General features: G+C 63.5%; 20 protein-coding genes. 11 read left to right on the forward strand and 9 right to left on the reverse strand.

Going from position 1 to position 23,517, the window contains the following annotated elements; all coding sequences use genetic code 11:
• Positions 1-11: 11 nt before the first annotated feature.
• Positions 12-1,079 carry a phosphoribosylformylglycinamidine cyclo-ligase gene (gene purM / locus P0D80_RS10275; RefSeq protein ID WP_408253817.1) on the reverse strand — a complete coding sequence of 356 codons (1,068 nt, stop codon included), beginning with the start codon at positions 1,077-1,079 and terminating at the stop codon, positions 12-14.
• Between the two features lie 110 nt (positions 1,080-1,189).
• Between purM and P0D80_RS10280 the strand changes: the two genes are divergently transcribed.
• From P0D80_RS10280 to panB, 7 genes are all read left to right on the forward strand, one after another.
• On the forward strand, positions 1,190-2,266 hold the full coding sequence (locus P0D80_RS10280; RefSeq protein WP_408178858.1) for an AI-2E family transporter: 1,077 nt from the start codon (positions 1,190-1,192) through the stop codon (positions 2,264-2,266).
• Between the two features lie 73 nt (positions 2,267-2,339).
• On the forward strand, positions 2,340-3,110 hold the full coding sequence (hda, locus tag P0D80_RS10285) for a DnaA regulatory inactivator Hda (protein ID WP_132375986.1): 771 nt from the start codon (positions 2,340-2,342) through the stop codon (positions 3,108-3,110).
• Positions 3,103-3,789, forward strand: coding sequence for a histidinol-phosphatase (locus P0D80_RS10290; protein WP_132375987.1), 687 nt, complete (start codon positions 3,103-3,105; stop codon positions 3,787-3,789). Before hda ends, P0D80_RS10290 begins: the two co-directional genes overlap by 8 nt.
• Positions 3,786-5,369: a polynucleotide adenylyltransferase PcnB gene (gene pcnB / locus P0D80_RS10295; RefSeq protein WP_132375988.1), complete on the forward strand. Its 1,584-nt coding sequence runs from the start codon at positions 3,786-3,788 to the stop codon at positions 5,367-5,369. The genes P0D80_RS10290 and pcnB overlap by 4 nt, the downstream gene beginning before the upstream one ends.
• Before the next feature lie 48 nt (positions 5,370-5,417).
• Positions 5,418-5,963 (forward strand): 2-amino-4-hydroxy-6-hydroxymethyldihydropteridine diphosphokinase, encoded by a 546-nt coding sequence (gene folK, locus P0D80_RS10300; protein ID WP_132375989.1) that lies wholly within the window; start codon positions 5,418-5,420, stop codon positions 5,961-5,963.
• Positions 5,960-6,640, forward strand: coding sequence for a deoxynucleoside kinase (locus tag P0D80_RS10305; RefSeq protein WP_408283396.1), 681 nt, complete (start codon positions 5,960-5,962; stop codon positions 6,638-6,640). Before folK ends, P0D80_RS10305 begins: the two co-directional genes overlap by 4 nt.
• 38 nt (positions 6,641-6,678) lie before the next feature.
• Positions 6,679-7,494, forward strand: coding sequence for a 3-methyl-2-oxobutanoate hydroxymethyltransferase (gene panB / locus P0D80_RS10310; RefSeq protein ID WP_132375991.1), 816 nt, complete (start codon positions 6,679-6,681; stop codon positions 7,492-7,494).
• Between the two features lie 344 nt (positions 7,495-7,838).
• Here panB and pabB read toward each other — a convergent pair whose 3' ends face one another.
• The 4 genes from pabB to grpE form a co-directional block, all read right to left on the reverse strand.
• Positions 7,839-9,755, reverse strand: a complete 1,917-nt coding sequence (pabB, locus tag P0D80_RS10315) for an aminodeoxychorismate synthase component I (RefSeq protein ID WP_408283399.1) — start codon at positions 9,753-9,755, stop codon at positions 7,839-7,841.
• A 25-nt stretch (positions 9,756-9,780) separates the two neighbouring features.
• Positions 9,781-10,920, reverse strand: a complete 1,140-nt coding sequence (gene dnaJ, locus P0D80_RS10320) for a molecular chaperone DnaJ (protein WP_132375993.1) — start codon at positions 10,918-10,920, stop codon at positions 9,781-9,783.
• Between the two features lie 280 nt (positions 10,921-11,200).
• Positions 11,201-13,153, reverse strand: coding sequence for a molecular chaperone DnaK (gene dnaK / locus P0D80_RS10325; protein ID WP_132375994.1), 1,953 nt, complete (start codon positions 13,151-13,153; stop codon positions 11,201-11,203).
• 526 nt (positions 13,154-13,679) lie between these two features.
• Positions 13,680-14,264, reverse strand: coding sequence for a nucleotide exchange factor GrpE (gene grpE, locus P0D80_RS10330; protein ID WP_132375995.1), 585 nt, complete (start codon positions 14,262-14,264; stop codon positions 13,680-13,682).
• 18 nt (positions 14,265-14,282) lie between these two features.
• Here grpE and P0D80_RS10335 point away from each other — a divergent pair, with 18 nt between their 5' ends.
• The gene (locus tag P0D80_RS10335) at positions 14,283-14,579 is read left to right on the forward strand and encodes a hypothetical protein (RefSeq protein WP_408283404.1); all 297 of its coding nucleotides are present in this window, start codon (positions 14,283-14,285) and stop codon (positions 14,577-14,579) included.
• 76 nt (positions 14,580-14,655) lie between these two features.
• Positions 14,656-14,817, forward strand: coding sequence for a hypothetical protein (locus tag P0D80_RS10340; RefSeq protein ID WP_012431795.1), 162 nt, complete (start codon positions 14,656-14,658; stop codon positions 14,815-14,817).
• Here P0D80_RS10340 and P0D80_RS10345 read toward each other — a convergent pair.
• From P0D80_RS10345 to hrcA, 3 genes are all read right to left on the reverse strand, one after another.
• Entirely contained in the window at positions 14,789-15,196 is a 408-nt protein-coding gene (locus P0D80_RS10345; RefSeq protein ID WP_132375997.1) for an RNA-binding S4 domain-containing protein, read from the reverse strand. The genes P0D80_RS10340 and P0D80_RS10345 overlap by 29 nt on opposite strands.
• 8 nt (positions 15,197-15,204) lie before the next feature.
• Entirely contained in the window at positions 15,205-16,275 is a 1,071-nt protein-coding gene (gene hemH / locus P0D80_RS10350) for a ferrochelatase (RefSeq protein ID WP_408283408.1), read from the reverse strand.
• A 174-nt stretch (positions 16,276-16,449) separates the two neighbouring features.
• Positions 16,450-17,469: a heat-inducible transcriptional repressor HrcA gene (gene hrcA, locus P0D80_RS10355; protein ID WP_106284494.1), complete on the reverse strand. Its 1,020-nt coding sequence runs from the start codon at positions 17,467-17,469 to the stop codon at positions 16,450-16,452.
• A gap of 330 nt (positions 17,470-17,799) precedes the next feature.
• Between hrcA and P0D80_RS10360 the strand changes: the two genes are divergently transcribed.
• On the forward strand, positions 17,800-18,702 hold the full coding sequence (locus P0D80_RS10360; RefSeq protein WP_408283412.1) for an NAD kinase: 903 nt from the start codon (positions 17,800-17,802) through the stop codon (positions 18,700-18,702).
• 71 nt (positions 18,703-18,773) lie between these two features.
• Positions 18,774-20,444 (forward strand): DNA repair protein RecN, encoded by a 1,671-nt coding sequence (recN, locus tag P0D80_RS10365; RefSeq protein WP_408283415.1) that lies wholly within the window; start codon positions 18,774-18,776, stop codon positions 20,442-20,444.
• Between the two features lie 188 nt (positions 20,445-20,632).
• Here recN and glnE read toward each other — a convergent pair whose 3' ends face one another.
• Positions 20,633-23,425: a bifunctional [glutamate--ammonia ligase]-adenylyl-L-tyrosine phosphorylase/[glutamate--ammonia-ligase] adenylyltransferase gene (glnE, locus tag P0D80_RS10370; RefSeq protein ID WP_408178869.1), complete on the reverse strand. Its 2,793-nt coding sequence runs from the start codon at positions 23,423-23,425 to the stop codon at positions 20,633-20,635.
• Positions 23,426-23,517 lie beyond the last annotated feature (92 nt).

Here is a 23,517-nt window from a genome sequence, read left to right on the forward strand (position 1 = left end):
CCCAACAGCCTTTAGACCACGACAGTCTGAGCTTCACCGGCCGCGCTTTCGCGAATCACGCCGATCTTCCAGACTTGCTCACCGGCAGCCGACAGCAGACCGATCGCCGCATCAGCATCCGCAGCGGACACGATCACAGCCATGCCGATACCGCAGTTGAACACGCGGTGCATTTCCGCATCCGCCACACCGCCGTGCTTTTGCAGCCACGAGAACAGCGGCGGCAACGGCCAGCCGCGATGATCCAACTCAGCCGTCAGGCCTTCACGCAGCACGCGCGGAATATTCTCGACGAGGCCACCACCGGTGATGTGCGCCATGCCCTTGACAGCGATCTGCTGCATCAGCGCCAGCAGCGGCTTCACGTAAATGTGCGTGGGCGCCATCAGCGCGTCGGCGAGCGACCGGCCGTCGAAATCCGCGTTCAGATCAGGCTGCGCGCGCTCGATGATTTTGCGCACCAGCGAAAACCCGTTCGAATGGATGCCGCTCGAAGCCAGACCCAGCACGATGTCGCCTGGGGCGATGGTGCTGCCGTCGATAATCTTGCTCTTTTCCACCGCACCGACCGCGAAACCGGCCAGATCGTACTCGCCGTCCGGGTACATGCCCGGCATTTCCGCCGTCTCGCCGCCGATCAGCGCGCAGCCCGACAGTTCGCAGCCATGCGCGATGCCCTTGACAACCGTTGCCGCCGTGCCCACATCCAGCTTGCCGCAGGCGAAATAGTCGAGGAAGAACAGCGGCTCGGCGCCTTGCACGAGAATGTCGTTCACGCTCATCGCGACCAGATCCTGGCCGACGGTGTCGTGTTTGTTCAGCTGAAAAGCGAGACGCAGCTTGGTGCCGACGCCGTCCGTGCCGGACACCAGCACCGGCTCCTTGTACTTCTTCGGCACTTCGAACAGCGCGCCGAACCCGCCGATGCCACCCAGCACGCCGTCGCGCATCGTCTTTTTGGCAAAGGGCTTGATCGCGTCGACAAGGGCGTCGCCCGCGTCGATGTCCACGCCGGCGTCGCGATACGACAGACCTTGGGCCGAATCAGTTGAATTCGGGGCGGATTTCGGTTGATTCATGGGGAAGAGCTCGAAGGTCGGTAAAATGCGATTTTACCCGATGCCGGCCGACTGGCTGGAATTTGCATCATCCTTAATGATCCGGTCGCGACGACACCTGGGAAACAACCTTGCAAGAGAACTCCTCGATTCTGACGCCGGTTCAGCGGCGCGCCTTCATCTGGCTGGCTATCGCGCTGGGCGTCGGCATTCTGCTGTGGCTGCTGAGTCCGGTCCTCACGCCGTTTCTGCTCGGCGCGATTCTCGCGTACATTCTGCAACCGGGCGTCACGTGGATGGTGCGCCGGCGCGTGCCGCGCGGTCTCGCCGCCTTGCTGATGATGCTGCTCTTCACGCTGCTGATGACGCTGCTGGTGCTGCTGGTGCTCGCCGTCATCCAGAAAGAAGGGCCGCAGTTGCGGCAGCAGGTCCCCGTGCTATTCACGCACGTGAACGCCTGGCTGCAACCCAAGCTCGCCATGCTGGGACTCGCCGATTCACTCGATTTCGCCAGCATCCGCGATCTCGTGATGGGGCAACTGGAAGGCAGCGCGCAGACCGTGGCGCTGTATGCGTGGACCTCCATCCGCACGAGCGGCAATGTGATGATGACGCTGGTCGGCAACGTGGTGATGGTGCCGCTCGTGCTGTTCTACCTGCTGTACGACTGGAACCGCATGCTCGCCCGCGTGCAGATCGTGGTGCCGCGCCGCTGGCTCGACAAGACGCTGCAACTCGCGCACGACATGGACCAGATGCTGTCGCAATACCTGCGCGGCCAGTTGCTCGTGATGGGAGTGCTCGCCGCGTACTATGCGATTGCGCTGAGCCTCGCGCGCTTCGAGATCGCGTTGCCGGTCGGTATTTTCACGGGGCTCGCGGTGTTCATCCCGTACATTGGTTTTGCCACCGGCCTCGCGCTGGCGCTGCTCGCGGCGCTGCTGCAATTCGGCGACTGGTACGGCTTCGGCGCGGTGGCGGTGATTTACGGTGTCGGCCAGATCCTCGAAAGCTTTTTTCTCACGCCGCGCCTTGTCGGTGAACGGATCGGCCTGCACCCGCTCGCGGTGATTTTCGCGTTGCTCGCGTTCGGGCAGTTGTTCGGCTTTTTCGGCGTATTGCTGGCGTTGCCGGTCAGCGCGATTCTGTCGGTCGCCATGCGCGAGTTGCGGCAAAGCTATCTGACGAGCACGCTTTATAACAACTGATTGCTCTTTGACTATTTCGGCCCGTTCTGCGGGCCATTTGCGGCCCAAGCCTCATTTTCGGCATTCACCTACTGTGCTTCGTCAACTGACGCTCGATCTCGGCACCCCGCCGCCATCGACATTCGACAATTTCTTCGCCGGTGCCAACGCGGAGCTGGTCACGCGCTTGCGCGAGCTCGAGAACGCGCTCGCCGCCGGGCCGGTCGCCGATCGCACGTTCTACATCTGGGGTGAGTCCGGCAGCGGCCGCACGCACCTGTTGCAGGCGCTCGTGCACGAAGCGTCGCCGGGGCACGCGCGTTTCGCCGGCCCGCAGAGCAGTCTCGCCGCCTTCAGCTTCGACCCGCGCGTCGCGCTCTATGCAATCGACGATTGCGACGGCCTGTCGGCCGCGCAGCAGATCGCCGTCTTCAACCTGTTCAACGAAGTGCGCGCGCATCCCACCAGCGCGCTGGTCGCCGCGGGCAACGCGCCGCCCATCGGCATGACGGTGCGCGAGGATCTGCGCACGCGCCTCGGCTGGGGACTCGTGTTCCATCTTGCGCCGCTGCCGGACGAAGGCAAGGCCGCAGTGCTGAAACACGCGGCGCGCGAGCGCGGCATCATGCTCGCCGACGACGTGCCGGCCTACCTGCTCACGCATTTTCGCCGCGACATGCCGAGTCTGATGGCGCTGCTCGACGCGCTCGACCGCTTCTCGCTCGAACAGAAACGCGCGGTCACGCTGCCGCTGTTGCGTACCATGCTGGCTTCGCCGGACGCCGAAGAACGGCGCGCTGTGCCGACCTCAGCGGCCTCATCCGCGTCATCCGCCGCTTCAAGTAAAATAGGCCCCCATGGCTAACCTCGCACTCTTCGACCTCGACCACACGCTCATCCCCACCGACAGCGACCACGAATGGGGCCGCTTCATGGTGAAACACGGCATGGTCGACGCCGAAAATTTCGCCCGTGAAAACGACCGCTTTTTCGCCGACTACAAAGCCGGCAGGCTCGACATTCACGCCTATCTGATCGCCATGCTCACGCCGCTGTCGAAGTACACGCGCGCGCAGCTGGCCGACTTCCACGCGCAGTACATGCACGAAGTCATCAAGCCGGCGATTTTCCCCGTCGCGCTGGAGCTGGTGAAGCAGCACCGCGAAGCGGGCGACCTGTGTTGCGTGGTCACCGCCACCAACGAATTCATCACCCGCCCGATCGCTCAGGCATTCGGCGTCGACACGCTGATCGCCTGCGAAGCGGAAACCGTCGACGGCGAGCCGCATTCGCCGTACACCGGCCGCCCCACCGGCACGCCGAGCTATAAGGAAGGCAAGATCGTGCGCACCGAAGCATGGCTCGCCTCGCTCGGCAAGACGTGGAGCGACTTCGAGCGCAGCTATTTCTATAGCGATTCGCACAACGACATTCCGCTGCTCGAAAAAGTCACGGACCCGATCGCGACCAATCCGGACGACACATTGCGCGCCCATGCGCAGGCCAAAGGCTGGCGCATCCTCGAACTCTTTCAACCCTCGTGATCAAAAAACTTATCCGCAAGCTATTCGGCCAGGACTCGGCGCCCGCTGACGACAGCCTGCCCGCCGAAGCCGAAGCAGACGAAACCGGCAACGCACCGGCGCGCGCATCGTCAAGTGCCAGCAAGGCGCGCCGCAAACCCGCCCGCGCACCCGTCAAGACCGTGCGTGACCCAGACGTGCCGGTCATCATTCCGCACGACGTGCACGGCATCGACCAGGCGCTGATCTCGAGGAACGCGATTCGCGTCACCGAAGGTCTGCAACAGGCGGGGCACCGCGCGTTCATCGTTGGCGGCGCGGTGCGCGATCTGCTGCTCGGCATCAAGCCGAAAGACTTCGACGTCGCCACCGACGCCACGCCCGAGCAGGTGCAGAAGCTGTTCCGCCGCGCGCGCATCATCGGCCGCCGGTTTCAGATCGTGCATGTGCAGTTCGGCCAGGAAATCATCGAGACCTCGACGTTTCGCGCACTGGTCGATCCGCCCGCGGCAGACGCGCCTCCGGCCCGTCGCCTGAAACGCGACGAGCTCGACCGCCGCACGCACGCGGTGGACGCAAGCGGCCGCGTGTTGCGCGACAACGTATGGGGCGAGCAGCACGAAGACGCCACGCGCCGCGACTTCACGATCAACGCGATGTACTACGATCCGGCCACGCAAACCGTGCTGGACTATCACAACGGCATGGCCGACATGCGCGCGCGTCTGTTGCGCATGATCGGCGACCCGGCCACGCGTTATCGCGAAGATCCGGTGCGCATGCTGCGCGTGGTGCGTTTCGCGGCGAAGCTCGACTTCGAGATCGAGGACAGCACGCGTGAGCCGATCGCCAACATGGCCGATCTGATCAACAACGTGCCCGCCGCGCGTCTCTTCGACGAGATGCTCAAGCTGATGCTGTCGGGGCATGCGCTCGCGTGTTTGAAACGGCTGCGCCAGGAAGGCCTGCATCATGGCCTGCTGCCCTTGCTCGACGTGGTGCTCGAGCAACCTATCGGCGAGAAGTTCATCACGTTGGCCCTGAACAACACGGATGCCCGCGTGCGCGCCGGCAAGCCGGTGTCGCCGGGCTTCCTGTTCGCCACTTTGTTGTGGCACGACGTGCAGCAGCGCTGGCAAAAATTTGAAGCGAACGGCGAATATCCGGTACCCGCACTGCATCGCGCGATGGACGACGTCCTCGACATGCAAACGGAGAAACTCGCGATCCACAAGCGCTTCTCGTCGGATATGCGCGAGATCTGGGGCCTGCAGTTGCGCCTCGAAAAACGCTCCGGAAGAAGTGCGCTGAAGCTGCTGGAACACCAAAGATTTAGAGCGGGGTATGATTTCCTCCTGTTGCGCTGCGAATCGGGCGAACTCGATGAGTCGGTCGGTGCGTGGTGGACGGAGTTCATTGAAGGAGACATCGCCGCACGTGAGGCATTGCTCACGCAAGGCGGGAAGGACCGCAGCCCCAGAAAACGACGGCGGCGCAGCAGTGGCGCCAGAAACCGCAAGCCGGGGGACGGATTGGAGGGCGGTACGCCAGCCGAACGCACAGCCGACGACGCGAGCCATGACGGCCCGCACGAAGACTGACCTAGCGTTCGCGGTTGCCGTCGAACGAAAGTTGCAGGAAGTTATGCCATGACGGTTGCTTATCTCGGCCTCGGCGCGAATCTCGGGGACGCGCGCCAGACCCTGAAAGACGCGGTGGTGTGCCTCGCACAACAGCACACCATCACCGTGCTCGCCAAGTCGAGCCTGTATCGCACTGCCCCGATCGACGCGGGCGGTGACGATTATTTCAACTGCGTCGTGAAGATCGATACGACGCTCCCCGTGCGGCATCTGCTTGCGCTGTGCCACAAGATCGAGCATCAGTTCGGCCGCGAGCGGCCGTTTCGCAATGCCCCGCGCACGCTCGATCTGGACATTCTGCTGTTCGGCGATCAATCGATCGACGAAGCCGATCTGATCGTGCCGCATCCACGTTTGATCGAACGCGCTTTCGCGCTGGTGCCGCTCATCGAGATCGACCCCACGCTGGTCATCCCGCAACATGGCCGCGCCGAAGCGCTGCTCAGCGGCGTGAGCGATCAGCGCATCGAGAAGGTGAAGGGGCCTTGCCAGTGTCCTATGCTCAATGCATTGGCCGCCGAGAGCACGCCACCCAAAGGCCGCTGCGAATGAATTCAACGCCGCTCACCGTCACGGCGCCGCAACTGCGGCCTCCGTTCGGCTATCTCGCGATCGAAGGGCCGATCGGCGTCGGCAAGACGTCGCTCGCACGCCGCCTCGCGCAGCGCTGGTCGATGCACGAACTGTTCGAACGGCCGCAGGACAATCCTTTCCTCGAACGCTTTTATCGCGACACCGCGCGTTACGCGTTGCCCACGCAACTGCACTTTGCCTTGCAGCGCGCGCAGCAGGCGCAGGACGTGAGCGCGGCGCACCTGTCGGGCACGCCGCTGATCGCCGATTTCATGACGCAGAAGAACGACATCTTCGCGCGTCTGACGCTACAGGAAGACGAGTGGCAGTTGTATCGCGCGCTTGCCGCGCGGATCGACGTCAACGCGCCGGCGCCCGACTTCGTGGTCTATCTGCAGGCGAGTCCCGAGGTGCTGTTCGCGCGCATCCAGAAACGCGCGGTGCCAATGGAGCTACAGATTTCCGACGCGTATCTGCACGCGCTGTGCGACGCGTACAACGAGTTTTTCTATCACTACGACCGCACGCCCGTGCTGACGGTCAACGCCGAACACCTCAATCCGCTCGACTCAGACGCGGACCTTGCGCTGCTCGCCGAACGCATCGAAACCATGCGCGGCCGCAAGGAGTTCTTTGTCAAAGGCACGTCGCTGTAAGCGGCGCCGCCACCTCTCTTTTCTCAACGGATTGACCCATGACCTATTTGCAGGAAGCGAGCCGGAACGCCATCACCGTGCCTAAACTGCAGGCAATGCGCGATGCCGGCGAAAAAATCGCCATGCTCACCTGCTACGACGCGAGCTTTGCCGCGCTGCTGGATCGCGCGGGCGTCGACGTGCTGTTGATCGGCGACTCGCTCGGCAACGTGCTGCAAGGCCAGACGACCACCCTGCCCGTGGCGCTCGCCGACATCGCGTATCACACGGCTAGCGTGGCGCGTGCGCGGCCCGCGGCGCTAATCGTGGCCGACTTGCCGTTCGGCACCTACGGCACGCCGGAAGACGCCTTCAGAAGCTCGGTGGAGTTGATGCGCGCCGGCGCGCAGATGGTGAAGCTCGAAGGCGGCGAATGGCTCGCGGACACGGTGCGCTTCCTGGTGGAACGTTCGATTCCCGTATGCGCGCACGTCGGTCTGACGCCGCAATCCGTGCATGCGTTCGGCGGCTTCAAGGTACAAGGCAAAACCGAGGCGGGCGCGACGCAGTTGATGCGCGACTCGCTCGCCGTGCAGCAGGCCGGCGCGCAGTTGATCGTGATGGAAGCGATTCCGACGCTGCTCGCAAGCGACGTGACGAAACAGTTGCGCATTCCGACGATCGGCATCGGCGCGGGCGTGGATTGTTCGGGTCAGGTGCTGGTGCTGCACGACATGCTGGGCATTTTCCCCGGCAAACGGCCGCGCTTCGTGAAGGATTTCATGCAAGGGCAGCCGAGTATTCTGGCGGCCGTGGAAGCGTACGTGTCTGCGGTGAAGGACGGTTCGTTTCCTGGGCCGGAGCACACGTTCTGAGTTTCAAGCGATAGAGAATGCGGCGGAACGGGCGTCTTCGCGCCCGTTTTGAGACCGATCCGATATCGTATGCAAAGCTGGTTGTCTGTCTTCGTCTTCCTGTTAATGCGGCTTGGCCGCGAGCCGGGGAGAGACCACCTTGAGCCCATTTTGCCTGATCGATGTAGCGGGAATCCGCGACCACGCCACCGTACCTCATGACGTGCGGGAATCCGCCTGGCATGCGCGCCTGACCGGCTGGATGGCTCGGCTACGGCATATTCTTCACGGCTGAAGCGCGCAGACAGGCGAGCCGGCGCCGCGTTTCCTGCTGCTGCCGTTAGCGGCTTACTCTCTCGCCTCTCTCAGGCCACAATCCGCGCCGGTACTGCACCTCGCAGCGCATTGCACACCATTAGCGCTTCGGCGTTTTGCAAATCCGTCCGGGTCAGCACACGTTCGGTCACCTGCAAATCCGACACGTCCTCGAGTAGAACGCCACGCATCACGCCGGGTAGCAGGCCCGACACAAGCGGCGGTGTCCACCAGCGCCCACCCAACTTCACCAACACATTCGAACGGCCGCCTTCGGTCAACTCGCCTTGCGCGTTGAAGAACAACGTATCGAATGCGCCCTTCGCTTCGGCTTCGCGCCAGCCGCGATCGTATTCGGCGCGGCGCGTCGTTTTGTGGCGTAGCAGCGTGTCGGCGGCGTCGGTTGCCGGGAAAGCGTGATCGGGTCCAAGCAGCACGCCGACTGTCGATTCGGCTAGCGGCGTCAATACCGCGGCAGTGATCTGTATCGTGCCGTTTTTGCTCAACGCAAGCCGCATGCGATGCGGCGTGTGCGCAGGCAGCGACGCACACTTCGCCGCGATCTCTGCGCTAATGGCGTTTGCGTCGTCGAGTTTGAAGCCGAGCGTCGCGGCGCTCGACGAGAGCCGTGCGAGATGGCGTGATAGATGCCGCACACCCTCTTCGCGTGTCGCATACATCGTCTCGAATAGCTCGAAACCCGGCTCGGCGCCGGTCAGAAAGCTGGCCTTCAATTGGCACTCCGCATATTCGTCGGCGGCGACGCTGTCGAGCACGATGCCCGCGCCGACGCCCATCTTGCCTTCCAGTTGGCCAGTTTGTGTCGACCGGCTCAACGTCAGCGTGCGGATCGCGACGGATAAGCAGAAGTCGCCACAGGCGGTCTGGTTTGCTTCGAGAGTGGTTGCGTCTGTAGTATCAGCAGCCGATGAAGACGCATCCAGCCAACCAATCGCGCCGGTATAGAGCCCGCGTGGCGTGCTCTCGAGTTCATCGATCAACTGCATCGTGCGATGCTTCGGCGCGCCGGTGATCGAGCCGCAAGGAAACAACGCGCGCAATATTCCGGCGAACGACGTGCCGGGTCGCAACGTCGCATGCACCGTCGAGGTCATCTGCCACACCGACGCATACGGCTCGACCGAAAACAACGCCGGCACTTTGACCGAGCCTGTTTGCGCGACCCGCGACAGATCATTGCGCAACAGGTCGACGATCATCACGTTTTCGGCGCGGTTTTTCGGATCGTTGCCGAGGAATTCGGCAGCGCGCCGGTCCGCCGCCGGGTCGTCCGAGCGCGGCGCCGTGCCTTTCATCGGCCGCGCACGCAACATCGCGCCCTGCTTCTCGATGAAGAGCTCCGGTGAGCAGGACAGCACCCACTGTCCGCCCGGCAACGCGATCAGCGCGCCATACGGCACCGGCTGACGCGCCCTCAACCGCCGATACAGCGCGGTCGGCGAGCCGAATACGTCGAAACCGAGCCGATACGTGTAGTTGACCTGATACGAATCCCCCGCGCGCAGGGCCGAGTGAATGGCATCGATCGACGCATTGAATTGCGCCGTGTCGACGCTCGCGCGCACGTTAGCCGTACCCGCCACTGATGGCTCGGCCGCGCCTTCGTCGCGCGCCATGAGCCATGTGTCGACCTCTTCGCGAGCAAGCTTCTCGCAACGTTCGAACAATAAAAAACGCAGCGTGGCATCGCCACGCTGCGTTTTCAGAGACCGGTGTACTTCTCCGTCGAGAAGATTCCGGCCGAACTCATAGTCGGCGAGCACAACAGCATGCAAGCCTCGCTGCGTCTCAGCGACCACGGTCCCGCACACGGCTTCGAGCTGCGCGGCATCCGCACACACCCGTTCATGCACAAAACCCGTGTACAGACGACTCGAACGGCGCGCCGCCGTCGCGTCGCAATCGTCGAGCAACGCGAACACCGCGTCGCGCTCATCTGCCGTCATACCTACCGCCAACTTCAAACTGCCATTAATCGAAGAAACTCTTCACCCGATCGAACCAGCTCTTGCTTTGCGGACTATGCCGCGAGCCACCCTCGACCAATGCCTTCTCGAACTGCTTGAGCAGATCGCGTTGCGGCTCGGTGAGCTTGACCGGCGTTTCGACTTGCACGTGCACGTACAGATCGCCGGCAATGCTCGAACGCAGCCCCTTGATGCCCTTGCCACGCAGACGGAACGTCTTGCCCGACTGCGTGCCTTCCGGCACGGTGAAGCTGGCGCGGCCCGCGAGGGTCGGCACTTCGATTTCGCCGCCGAGCGCCGCGGTGGTGAAGGGAATCGGCATCTGGCAATGCAGATCGTCGCCGTCGCGCTCGAACACCGAGTGCTGCTTGATGTGAATCTCGACGTACAGATCGCCCGACGGGCCGCCGTTGATACCCGGCTCGCCATTGCCGGCGGAACGGATACGCATGCCGTCGTCGATACCTGCCGGGATCTTCACTTCCAGCGTCTTGGTTTCCTTCACCTTGCCCGCGCCGTGGCAGTGGCCGCACGGTTCAGGAATGTAGGTGCCGGTGCCGTGGCACTTCGGGCAGGTTTGCTGAATGCTGAAAAAGCCTTGCGACATGCGCACCGAACCCGAACCGCTACAGGTCGGGCAGGTTTCCGGCTTGGTGCCGGGCTTGGCGCCCGAACCGTGACAGACTTCGCACGAGACCCAGCTCGGCACGCGAATCTGCGTGTCATAGCCGTGTGCGGCCTGTTCCAGCGTGATTTCCATGCTGTAGCGCAGATCGGCGCCGCGATACACCTGCGGGCCGGCGCGGCCGCCGCCGCGTGCGGCACCACCGGCCGCCTGGCCGAAGATGTCGCCGAAGATATCGCCGAATGCGTCGGCAAACCCGCCGAAGCCTTGCGCCCCGGCACCGCCCATGTTCGGATCGACGCCCGCGTGGCCGTACTGATCGTACGCGGCACGCTTTTGCGAGTCCGACAGCATTTCATAGGCTTCCTTCACCTCTTTGAAATGCTCTTCCGCATCCTTGTTGCCCGGATTGCGGTCGGGGTGGTGCTTCATCGCCAGCTTGCGATAAGCCTTCTTGATTTCGTCGTCGCTCGCGTTCTTTGCGACGCCCAGAACCTCGTAGTAATCCCGTTTCGCCATATCGGTTCAACGCCACTCGCGCAATGCGCACGGTGGCTCCTCTTGAATGCTGGAGTCTCACGACTCGTCCGGCCGTCGTTTCATGCCGCCTGAATGCGGCTCAAAACAACGCCCTCCATAAAACAAATGTGCCCGGAGAGCCTAAAAGGCTCGCCAGGCGTGATAACCGCTCTTGCACGTTTCTGCTGTCCTGCTGTTCGACAAAGCTGGCGCAGTCTCCGGTGCAGCCGGGCCGCACACAAGGCTGTGTGCGGCTTTACGGTCGAAAGGCGACCTGGCTTTAGTCTTTCTTGACTTCCTTGAACTCGGCGTCGACCACGTCGTCCTGCTGGTGGCTCGCGCCACCGGCCGTTGCACCCGGGCTTGCCGCGCCCGCTGCCGCTGCTTCGGCACCCTGCGCAGCCTGCATGTCGGCGTACATCTTCTCGCCCATCTTCTGCGAGGCGGTGGCCACCACTTCGATCTTGGCTTCGATCGCGGCCTTGTCGCTCGAACCGCTCTTCAGCGTTTCTTCGAGGTCCTTCAGCGCGGCTTCGATCTTTTCCTTCTCAGAAGCTTCCAGCTTGTCGCCGTATTCGGTGAGCGCCTTCTTCGTGCTGTGGACCAGCGCGTCGCCCTGGTTGCGCGCATCGGCCAGTTCACGCAGCTTGTGATCTTCTTCCGCGTTCGCTTCGGCGTCCTTCACCATCTTCTCGATTTCGGCTTCGGACAGACCCGAGTTTGCCTTGATCGTGATGCGGTTTTCCTTGCCGGTCGCCTTGTCTTTCGCGCCGACGTGCAGAATGCCGTTCGCGTCGATGTCGAAGCTCACCTCGATCTGCGGCGTGCCGCGCGGTGCCGGCGGAATGCCTTCCAGGTTGAACTCGCCCAGCAGCTTGTTGCCCGCTGCCATTTCGCGTTCGCCCTGGAACACCTTGATCGTCACGGCGCCCTGATTGTCGTCGGCCGTCGAATAGACCTGGGCGTGCTTGGTCGGGATCGTGGTGTTCTTGTTGATCATCTTCGTCATCACGCCGCCGAGCGTTTCGATGCCGAGCGACAGCGGGGTCACGTCGAGCAGCAGAACGTCCTTGCGGTCGCCCGACAGAACCTGGCCTTGAATCGCGGCGCCCACGGCGACGGCTTCGTCCGGGTTCACGTCACGGCGCGGATCCTTGCCGAAGAATTCCTTGACCTTTTCCTGCACCTTCGGCATGCGGGTCATACCGCCGACGAGAATCACGTCGTCGATTTCGCCGACCTTCACGCCTGCGTCCTTGATCGCCACGCGGCACGGTTCGATGGTGCGTTCGATCAGCTCTTCAACCAGCGCTTCCAGCTTCGCACGCGTAATTTTCAGGTTCAAGTGCTTCGGACCCGACGCGTCGGCCGTGATGTACGGCAGGTTGATTTCGGTTTGCTGGCTCGACGACAGTTCGATCTTCGCCTTTTCAGCCGATTCCTTCAGGCGTTGCAGCGCGAGCACATCTTTCGACAGATCCACGCCCTGTTCTTTCTTGAACTCGGCAATGATGTAATCGATGATGCGCTGGTCGAAGTCTTCACCGCCCAGGAACGTATCGCCGTTCGTGGAGAGCACTTCGAACTGCATTTCACCGTCGACGTCCGCGATTTCGATGATCGACACGTCGAACGTACCGCCGCCCAGGTCATACACCGCGATCTTGCGGTCGCCCTTTTCGGCCTTGTCCAGACCGAACGCCAGAGCGGCTGCCGTCGGCTCGTTGATGATCCGCTTCACTTCCAGACCGGCGATGCGGCCTGCATCTTTGGTTGCCTGGCGCTGGCTGTCGTTGAAGTACGCGGGAACCGTGATCACGGCTTCCGTGACCGGCTCGCCGAGATAGTCTTCAGCGGTCTTCTTCATCTTGCGCAGCACTTCCGCGGAGATTTGCGGCGGAGCGAGCTTCTGATCGCGCACTTCGACCCATGCGTCGCCGTTATCGGCTTTCATGATCTTGTACGGCATCAGGCCGATGTCTTTCTGCACTTCTTTTTCTTCGAAGCGGCGGCCGATCAGGCGCTTGACTGCGTACAGCGTGTTCTTCGGGTTGGTGACCGACTGACGCTTCGCAGGCGCGCCGACGAGGATCTCGCCGTCTTCCATGTAAGCGATGATCGACGGCGTGGTGCGCGCACCTTCCGAGTTCTCGATCACCTTGACCGAATTGCCTTCCATGATCGCCACGCACGAGTTGGTCGTGCCGAGGTCGATGCCGATGATTTTGCCCATTTTTACTAATCTCCTAACTTTGATCGCTGCGGGAAGCGCCTTGTTTGCCCAGCTGGCGGTAAGGCGATCCGCTCTCAATTCCTACCTGCACTCAACATAAGTGCGTCCGCATCGTTTTCAAGACCTCTTTTGCGATGCGGTCTTTAATTTTTTTCAATCGGGCGAACTTTTGCCCAAATTTGTTCCATTAACCGAGCCGCCTGCCTGCCGACGTGGAAGTGAAACCACGTGGCCACGCCGTGCAGCATGAAGCGCCGGCCCAGTTCGCGATGCTCGCCAACGTTGCTGTGAAACCATTCGAGACCGAGCGCGTGAATCGCGCCCGGCTCACGGGCACGGCTTTCCTGAAGATCTCACAGTTGAAGCGGTCGAGATTCTGGCAAACACCACGCCAATTCATCGTCTGCTCCGAATGACTCGGCGCCGAGCTCGCGCATCGCGAAGACGCGAAGCACCGAGGCGCCGACGAGAACACTGGCCGCGGCGCTGCCTGCCGGCCGAAACGGCTTACCGAGCCTTCCGGCGCTTACTTCGGTGCCGCGACGGTCACGAGTGCCGGCCGCAGCACGCGATCGGCGATCACGAAGCCCTTTTGCAGCACGGCCACCACGGTGTTCGGCTCCTGCTCGGCCGGCACCATGGAAATGGCCTGATGGCGGTGCGGGTCGAACTTCTCGCCAATCGGATTCAGGGCGACGACGCGGCCCTTCTCCAACGCGCCGGTGAGCTGGCGCAGCGTGAGTTCGACGCCTTCGCGCACCTTCTGCAGATCGTCGGATGAGTGGGCGACGGCTGCCTCGAGGCTGTCGATTACCGGCAGCAGATGCTCGGCGAAGCTCTCGATTGCAAACTTGTGTGCCTTGGCGACGTCTTCCTGAGCGCGGCGGCGGACGTTTTCGGTCTCAGCCTTGGCCCGCAGGAAGCTTTCCTGCAACTCGGCGATCTTCGCTTCAGCTTCGGCCAAGGCCGCTTGCTCGGCGTTGACCGGCGAGTCGGTCGCGGCGTTGGCAGCCGCTTCCTGCTGAGGTGCCGCGGCCTCGGCGGCCTGGCGCGCGGTTTCGTCGGCGGGCGTGGGATTCTGGCTCGTCGGGTTCTCTTGCGTGTTTTCCATGTCGCTGAAAGTCGTTAAATGGGTGAAAGCGAGGTAAAAGCCAACGGTGGCAGGCAGCGCATCAAACCTGGCGCGGTTTGTGCGTTGCAAAATCGCGACAGACAACTGCGCGAGTCACCGCAAATCAAAACGGCAGATGAGGCCGGGAACAACCATTTCAAGCGGTTCTCCCGGATCTTTTCGCACCACGAACGCGCGGCGGAAATGCCCGGTTACAACGATTATTGCTGCGCAATCAGATTGAGATTGAGTGCTATCGACAAGTGGCCTATGCTCCACTTAAGCATCGGAAAAGACGCGTTAACCCTAATCTGACGTCAACCTTTCCGACATATTGCAATTTCCACCCGCTTCGCCCGTCTTTATCCTGAACCTTCCCGAGGGGAGTACCGTGAAACTGACCTTTGCAATCTCGGTGGTCGCATTGGTTCTGATTGCGGGCACCACGACCATCTGCATGTCCGGGGCTGTCAACGACCACACTACCGAATACGGCGGTGTGCACGCGACCATGGAACAACTGTTCAACCCCCACCTGAAAGTTTGTCGATAGTGCGCCTGTCGCGTTTGGTCGGCCGGCCGTGCAACGCGGCCGCCGGCTCGCGATACGTCTTGCGCCGCTCCTGTTCGACCTGCCGCTTCACCTTGCTCGCTTCGGTTTCCGCATAAAGCGTTTGCGCGACGCTCGCCGGGCCGCGCACGTCGCACACGCCCAGCACTTCCACCTGCCACACAATCCGTTCGATCTCGATCTCCACCAGGTCGCCGACCCGCACGTCTTTGGCCGGCTTGACGCTGGCGCCGCCAATCCGCACGTGGCCTTTTTCGACGGCGTCGGCCGCGAGCGAACGCGTCTTGAAGAAGCGCGCCGCCCAAAGCCATTTGTCGATGCGCAGCTTCGCGCCCGCTTCAGTTGAAATCGTGTAATTCATGAGCCTGTTCAAGCTCCTGTCGTATGCGGCACCGGCAACGCCTGCACCGGCCATCCCTGGAGGTTCTGCGCGACGATCTCGCCCAGCGCGGCAATCCATGCCTGCGAGGCGTTCAAGCAGGGAATCCGATGGAAATCCTTGCCGCCCGCGTGGAGGAATTCGTCGCGCACTTCCATGCCGATTTCCTCGATGGTTTCAAGGCAATCGGCTGTAAAGCCCGGACAGAACACGTCGGCGCGACGCACACCCGCCGCACCCAGTTCTTTCAGCGTGGGCGCCGTGTACGGCTGCAGCCATTCGGCCTTGCCAAACCGCGACTGGAACGTGATGCGGCATTCCACCTGTGTCAGTTCGAGCGCCTGCATCAACAGTGCGCCGGTTTGCTGGCATTGCTCGTGGTATGGGTCGCCGAGATCCAGCGTGCGCTTGGGCACGCCGTGGAAACTCAGTACCAGCTTGTCGCCCGCGGCAAAGTCCGGCCGGCCGTGCTGATGCCAATAGTGATGCACCTGCGCGGCAAGCGCCGCAATGTAGGCCGGATGGTCGGCGTACTGCCGCACCGTGCGGACCTCCGGCTGATTGCGCATACGCTTGAGCGCCGAAAAAGCGTCGTCGAAAGCGGTGGCGGTGGTCGACGACGAATACTGCGGATACATGGGCATCAGCAGCACGCGCTCGGCGCCCGCCAGCTTGAGCTGGTTCAGCATGGCCGGAATGCCCGGCGTGCCGTAGCGCATCGCGTAATCGACCAGCACCGTGTAGTCGTTCAATTGCAACAGATGGCGCAAGCCCTCCACCTGCTTCTCTGTGTGAACGCGCAGTGGCGAGCCTTCGGGCATCCACACCGCGGCGTACTTCTTGGCGGACGCGCGGCCCCGGACCGGCAAAATCAGTAGCCGCAGAATGATCTGCCAGAGCAGCGCCGGAATTTCGACCACGCGCGGATCGGACAGAAACTGCGCGAGATAGCGGCGGACCGCACGCGGCGTCGGCGCGTCGGGCGTGCCGAGATTGATCAGCAGCACGGCGACACGGTGTGACGTGGCGTTCTGTGAGGGCCGCTCGAGGTCGAAGCGCATAGGCAGCAGAAGTAACCGGTTTTGGCGGAGAGTCGGTTCAGGTGGGATTCATTATAGCGGCGCGGTTCATGCACCGGTCCGCCGGACACCCCTGGCCATTCGGCCAATTGGCAAGCCGCGCGCGGTCACGCATTATTTGCAGCAGGTGCCGCCGCGGCCAGGAGTCGAAGCTATTTATTGCTGGCTGAGAGTCAGGGAAAGCAGGCGCGCGGTGATGTCCACAATCGGAATCACGCGGTTGTAGGCCATGCGGGTCGGCCCGATCACGCCGAGCGTGCCGACGATCTTGCCGTTCACCTCGTACGGCGCGGTGACCACGCTCATTTCCTCGATCGGCACGAGATTCGACTCGCCGCCGATGAAAATCTGCACGCCCGCCGCGTGACTCGACACGTCGAGCAATTGAAGGAGACTAGTCTTTTGGTCGAACACATCGAACAACTTGCGCAAGCGCGCCATGTCCGACGAAAGGTCGGCGACTTCGAGCAGGTTGCGCTCGCCGGAAATCAGCACGGTCTCGCCCGTGTCGGATTCGTCCGTGCTGGCGGTGACGGCGGCATGCATCAACGTAGTCATGTCGCCGCGCAACTCGTCGATTTCTTCGCGCAGGCGGCGGCGCACGTCGTCGAACGAAAGGCCCGCGAAGTGCGCGTTGATGTAGTTGGACGCCTCGACCAGTTGCGACGGCGAGAAATCGCGCTGGGTAGCCATGATGCGGTTCTGCACGTCCCCTTCCGGCGTGACGATGATCAGCAGAATGCGCTTGTCGGACAAACGCATGAACTCGATCTGCTTGAACACATGGCTGCGCCGCGGCGTGAGCACCACGCCGGCGAACTGCGACAAATTGGAGAGCACGCTGGCCGCCGCCGCAACGATTTTCTGCGGTTCGCCCGCCTGCAGCGTAGTCTTGACAGTACGCGTCACGGCCTCTTCGTCTGCGGCGGACTCCACCGTCAGCATGGTGTCCACGAACAGGCGGTAGCCGCGAGGCGTGGGAATGCGGCCCGCCGAAGTATGCGGACTGATCACGAGCCCCAGGTCCTCGAGGTCGGACATCACGTTGCGGATCGTTGCGGGACTCAGTTCGAGGCCCGAATAGCGCGACAACGTGCGCGAGCCGACCGGCTGACCTTCGGCGATGTAACGCTCGATCAGCGTTTTGAGGAGGGTTTGTGCGCGAGGATCTAGCATGACGGAAAATTTTAGCTCAATGGCACGACAACCGCGAGCGCTAGGGGCGCCCATCCCTGACGAACGCGCCGCCTGTTGCCAGCGCAGCGCATTGCCTTCGGTCCGGCCTGCTAGCCGGCGTTCCGCCCGACGCTTTGCGGACCACCTTGCGGGCCACCTTCTGGGCGGCCCCGCTGCCGGCACCCCGCCGCACTTTAACCGGCGCACATGTCATCAAGGCTTCACCATTCTAACGACAATCGCGAGATGCGCTGACGGCCCGCGCATGCCGGCCCGCTACCGGGTCTGTCTGCGGTTCTTTTCAGGCCCTACCTATGGTGTAATGCCGGCATGCAAGTGACCAGCCAGTTCAAGACCGTCGCGCTCGTCGGGCGCAACAATACGCCGGGCATCGCCGAGCCCTTGACCACGCTCGCCTCGTGCATCGCGAAGCGCGGCTTCGAGGTCGTGTTCGAAGCCGACACCGCCGCCGAGATCGGCGTCACCGACTATCCGGCGCTGCATCCCGCCGAGATCGGCGCGCGCGCCGACGTTGCGGTGGTGCTAGGCGGCGACGGCACCATGCTCGGCATCGGCCGCCAGCTTGCGCCGTACCGCACGCCGCTGATCGGCATCAACCACGGGCGGCTCGGCTTCATTACCGACATTCCGATCTCCGACATGCGCGAGATCGTGCCGCAAATGCTGTCGGGCAACTTCGAGCGCGAAGAACGTGTGCTGCTCGAAGCGCGCATCATGCGTGGCGGCAATCCGATCTATCACGCGCTGGCCTTCAACGACGTGGTGGTCAACCGCAGCGGCTTCTCGGGCATGGCGGAACTGCATGTCTCGGTGGACGGCCGCTTCATGTACAACCAGCGCTCGGACGGCCTGATCGTGGCCACGCCCACCGGCTCGACCGCTTACGCGCTGTCGTCGCAAGGGCCGATTCTGCATCCGCAATTGCAAGGCATCGTGTTGGTGCCGATCGCGCCGCACGCGCTCTCGAACCGGCCGATCGTGCTGCCGGACGACTCCAAGGTGAGCATCCAGATCGTCTCGGGGCGCGAAGTGAACGTCAATTTCGACATGCAGTCGTTCACCTCGCTCGAACTGAGCGACACGATCGAAGTGCGCCGCTCGCGTCATACGGTGCCGATGCTGCATCCCGTCGGCTACAGCTACTTCGCCACGCTGCGCAAGAAGCTGCACTGGAACGAATACCCGTCGCACGAAGAAGATCCCAAGCCCTGAGCGGCAAGGACACCGGAACGCGAACGCCGCCGCTGCCGAAACCCGACTATCACGCTCACCAGACGACCTCCATGCTTCGCCACCTCTCGATACGCGACTTCGTCATCGTCGCCGCGCTCGATCTCGAATTCGACAGCGGCTTTACTGTTTTCTCCGGCGAAACCGGCGCCGGCAAGTCGATCCTGATCGACGCGCTGGCGCTCGCGCTCGGCGCCCGCGCCGATGCGAACGTCGTGCGCGCCGGCGAAAGCCGCGCCGACATCACCGCGGAGTTCGAGACGCACGCGCAGGTCGAGCAATGGCTCGACGAGCAGGCGCTCGGCACGACCGGCGACGACGGCCATCACGACGGCACGGTGATGCTGCGGCGCGTGGTGGATGCGAACGGCCGCTCGCGGGCCTTCATCAACGGCACCGCGGCGACGCTCGCGCAGTTGCGCGAGGTCGGCGAAATGCTGGTGGATATTCATGGCCAGCATGCACACCAGTTGCTGATGCGCCCCGACGCGCAACGCGAACTGTTCGACACACACGCCGGCCTGTCCGACACTGCCGCGACCGTTACGCGAGCATGGCGCATGTGGCGCGAGAAGGTTCAGGCGGTCGAGCACGCGCAAACGCGTGACCGTGAACTGCAACTGGAACGCGAGCGCCTCGCCTGGCAGCTCACCGAACTGGACAAGCTCGCGCCGCAACCCGGTGAGTGGGAAGAAGTGAACGCCGAGCATCGGCGGCTGTCGCACTCCGCCAATCTCATCGACGGCGTGCAAGGCGCGCTCGGCGCGCTGTCCGAATCGGACGAGGCCATGATCACGCATCTTTCCTCGATCGTCTCGAAGGTGCGTGATCTGGCGGAGATCGATCCGGCCTTGAACGACGTGCTGGCCGCGCTCGAGCCGGCCGAAATCCAGCTGCAGGAAGCGGCTTATTCGCTGAGTCATTACGCGCAAAAGCTCGAACTCGATCCGGATCGGCTGGCGCAGGTCGAGAAGCGTCTCGACGCGTTGCATTCGGCCGCGCGCAAGTTCCGTCTGCAGCCGGAAACACTGCCTGAGGAACACGAGGCGCGTCGCGCGCAACTGGCCGCGCTCGACGCGGCCGCCGACCTCGACAGCCTGCACGCCGCCGAAGCCAAAGCCAGGGAAGACTTCCTGACCGAGGCGAAGAAACTCTCGAAGGCGCGCGCCAAGGCCGGCAAGGCGTTGGGCGCGGCGGTCACCACCGGCATGCAGGAACTGTCGATGAAAGGCGGCAGCTTCGAAGTCGCGCTGGTGCCGCTGCCCGAAGGCGGCGCGCACGGGCTCGAACAGGTCGAGTTCCGCGTCGCCGGTCATGCCGGCGTGCCGCTGCGGCCGCTTGCCAAGGTCGCCTCAGGCGGCGAACTGGCGCGGATCAGCCTCGCGCTCGCCGTGATCGCCAGCGCCGCCAGCCCGACACCCACGCTGATCTTCGATGAAGTGGACACGGGCATCGGCGGCGGCGTCGCCGAAGTGGTCGGGCGGCTTTTGCATCAGCTTGGCCAACAGCGCCAGGTGCTGTGCGTGACGCACTTGCCGCAAGTTGCCGCGCGCGGCGACCATCATTTCCAGGTGGCGAAAGCGGGCAACGGCAAAGGTGGCACGGTCAGCAGCGTGACCTCGCTCGACAAGGCGAGTCGCGTCGAGGAAGTCGCGCGCATGCTCGGCGGCCTGGAGATCACACCGACCACGCGCAAGCATGCGAAGGAAATGCTGGCGGCGTAGTTGTTCGTCGGCTGGGGATGCCCTCGCCATCCGCGACTCGCGATCGGAGCACTGGCGGCGACGAACGACGGCTAAGGGTGAATCGCTGGGCGCGTCGCCCGCTTGGCAAAGTGAAGGCCGCGACGTCGCTCACGCCGCCGCTCGAAGCGCCGCCAGGCAGGCCCCGCTTGAGAAACCCTCGCGCGCGTTCAACCAAACACACGCTTCCACAGCCCCAGCACCGCTTCACGCTCCCTAGCCACCAGCGCCGGCTCGACCCGCGCCTTCTCCATCCCATCCAGCCGCAACTGGTGCTGCAACTTGCGGTACGTTCGGTACGCCGCGCCGACCGTCTCCGCTTCCGCCTCGCTCATCAGGCCGAAGCGCGACACTTCCCGCAGCAACGCGATGTTGCCGGTATTGCGGATCAACTCGGGATCGCTCGCCGCGTGCAACAACACCCAGTACTGCACGGTGAACTCGATATCCACCATCCCGCCGCTATCGTGCTTCAGGTCGAACAGCGCCGTATGGTTCGGATGCCCCGCTTCGACGCGCGCACGCATCTCCACAATTTCCTTCATCAGCGGCGCCGCTTCGCGCGGCGTGGTCAGCACCTGTTCGCGGATGGCTTCGAACTTCGCGCCGATCTCAGCGTCGCCCGCGCAGTAACGCGCGCGGCTCAATGCCTGGTGCTCCCATACCCACGCCGTATTCGCTGCGTCGCCCTCGCGCAACTGGTAACGGCGGAACGCGTCCAGATCGGTGACGAGCAGGCCCGATTCGCCGTTCGGCCGCAGACGCAAGTCGACGTCGAACAGGGTGCCGGCGCCGGTTGCCGTCGTGAGCCAGGTGATCAGGCGGCGGGTGTAGGTGGAGTAGACGTCGGCTGCGGCGTCGTCGGGGTCGTCGTAGAGGAAGATCACGTCGAGATCGGACGCGTAGCCCAGTTCCTTGCCGCCTAGCTTGCCGTACGCGATCACCGCGAAACGCGGCACGTCGCGGTGGCGTTTCGGCAGCTGGTTCCAGACGGCCTCGAGCGTGACGTCGAGCACGGCATCGGCGAGTTCGGACAGCCGGTCGCTCACATGTTCGACGCTCAGCTTGCCGGCCAGATCGATTAGCAGAATGCGAAACACCTCGGCCTGGTGGGCATGGCGCAACAGATCCATCTGCTGCTCGACGCCGTCCGCCGCGGCAAGGCGCAGGCGCAGCGTGCGCTTGAACTCGGGCCAGTCGAACGGACTGTTGATCGCTTCGTCGTCCAGCAATTCGTCGAGCAATTGCGGATGGCGGATCAGGTAGCCGGCCGCCCAGCGCGACCCGCCGAGCACCGACAGCACGCGATGCAGCGCCTGCGGATATTCGGTCAGCAGCGCGAGATACGCGCCGCGCCGGCTCACCGCTTCGAGCAGGTCGAAGAACCGCGCCACCGTATCGCCGCGCCGCTCGGCGGGCTCCAGCGTGCGCGCGGCTTCGAGCGCCCGTTGCGCGACGATGTCGAAACGTTGCCGGCTGCGCTCGGCCAGCCCCGCATAACGCGACGACTGCCACACCGCGCGCAGCCGCGCGAGCAGTTCGCCCGGTTCGGCCACGCCGAGTTCGATCAGGCGCGCCTGCAGGGCTTCGTCGGCGCTGTCGTCGGCGAGCGCGCTGCTCCACACCCACACGCCGGCGCCGTCTTCGGGTGCGCCACAGCCGTCGCGGCCGCTCACCTTGTCGGCGAAAATCTGATCGAACTGCTGTTCGACGAATTCGCGATGCGCGTCGAGCTTGGCCATCAGCGCGGCGTAGTCGTCGCAACCCATCGCATGAGCGAGCGCCGCGCGTTCCTCGCGATCGACCGGCATCGCATGGGTCTGCGCATCGTTGCGGTATTGCAGCCGATGCTCGAGTTCGCGCAGGAAGCGATACGCCTGCGACAGCTTCACGCAAACCGACGTGTCGATCAGCCCATGCGTGGCCGCGTGACGCAGCACGGCAAGCGTCGGCCGCACACGGAAGCCCGCATCCTGGCCGCCACGGATCAACTGGAACACCTGCGCGCTGAATTCGATTTCGCGGATGCCGCCCCGCCCGAGCTTGATGTCGTCCGCCTTGTCGGGACGCATCGACGCACGCCGCTGCGCCTCCTGGCGAATCTGCAGATGGAGTGCGCGAATCGCGCTGATCACGCCGAAGTCGAGATAGCGGCGGTAGACGAACGGCATGACGATCGCATCGAGCTGCTTCTGCAGCCGTTGCGCGGCATCGCTCGCGGCTTCGGACACGAGACGCCCCTTAATCCACGCATAGCGCTCCCACTCGCGGCCTTGCACGTAGAAATACTCTTCGAGCATGCCGAGACTGCACACGAGCGGTCCCGAGTCGCCGTTCGGCCGCAGCCGCATATCGACACGGAACACGTAGCCGTCGCCGGTCACTTCGGCGAGGGCGCCGATCAGGCGCTTGCCGAGGCGCGTGAAAAAGTCCTGCGTGGCGATCGGCGAACGCTGGCCGCCAGCGGTCTCACCGTCCTCTTCATAAATGAAGATCAAGTCGATATCGGACGACACGTTCAGCTCGCGCCCGCCAAGCTTGCCCATCCCCACCACGCCAAGCGAGAGCCGTTCGCCTTGCGGGTTGCGCGGCTCGCCATACAGCGCTTCGAGTTCGGCGGACAGGACCGCAAGCGCGCGCTGGATCGTCGTCTCCGCCAGGTCCGTCATCGCGCCGGTGACTTCGGCAACATCCGCCTCACCCGCCAGATCACGCTCCATCACGGCGCAAAAAACCTCGGTGCGCAGTTGGCGCAAGGCCCGTTTAAGTGCATCTTCACTCAATGGCGCATCGGCCGCGCCGGCCGACTCGGCGCACAAGGCGTCGAAACGCGCGTCGATACGCTCGCGCGTGAGCGGCCCGGACGCCAGCGCCGCCACGTGCGCCACGAGTTGCGGACGGGCCGCCGCAGCGCGCGCCGCGTAGTGTGAATAGTTGGAACTCAGGAGAGTGGCGTCAGTCATCAAGGGTCTGGCTCGCTCGTTGCTTGATCAGCGTGGTTCAGTTCGCAGTAGCACAGGGGTGCGGCAGCCTCGCGCAAGTCGCGAGACGGCAT

It is taken from the genome of Paraburkholderia sp. RL17-373-BIF-A, from assembly GCF_046030175.1.
Taxonomy (GTDB): Bacteria; Pseudomonadota; Gammaproteobacteria; order Burkholderiales; family Burkholderiaceae; genus Paraburkholderia.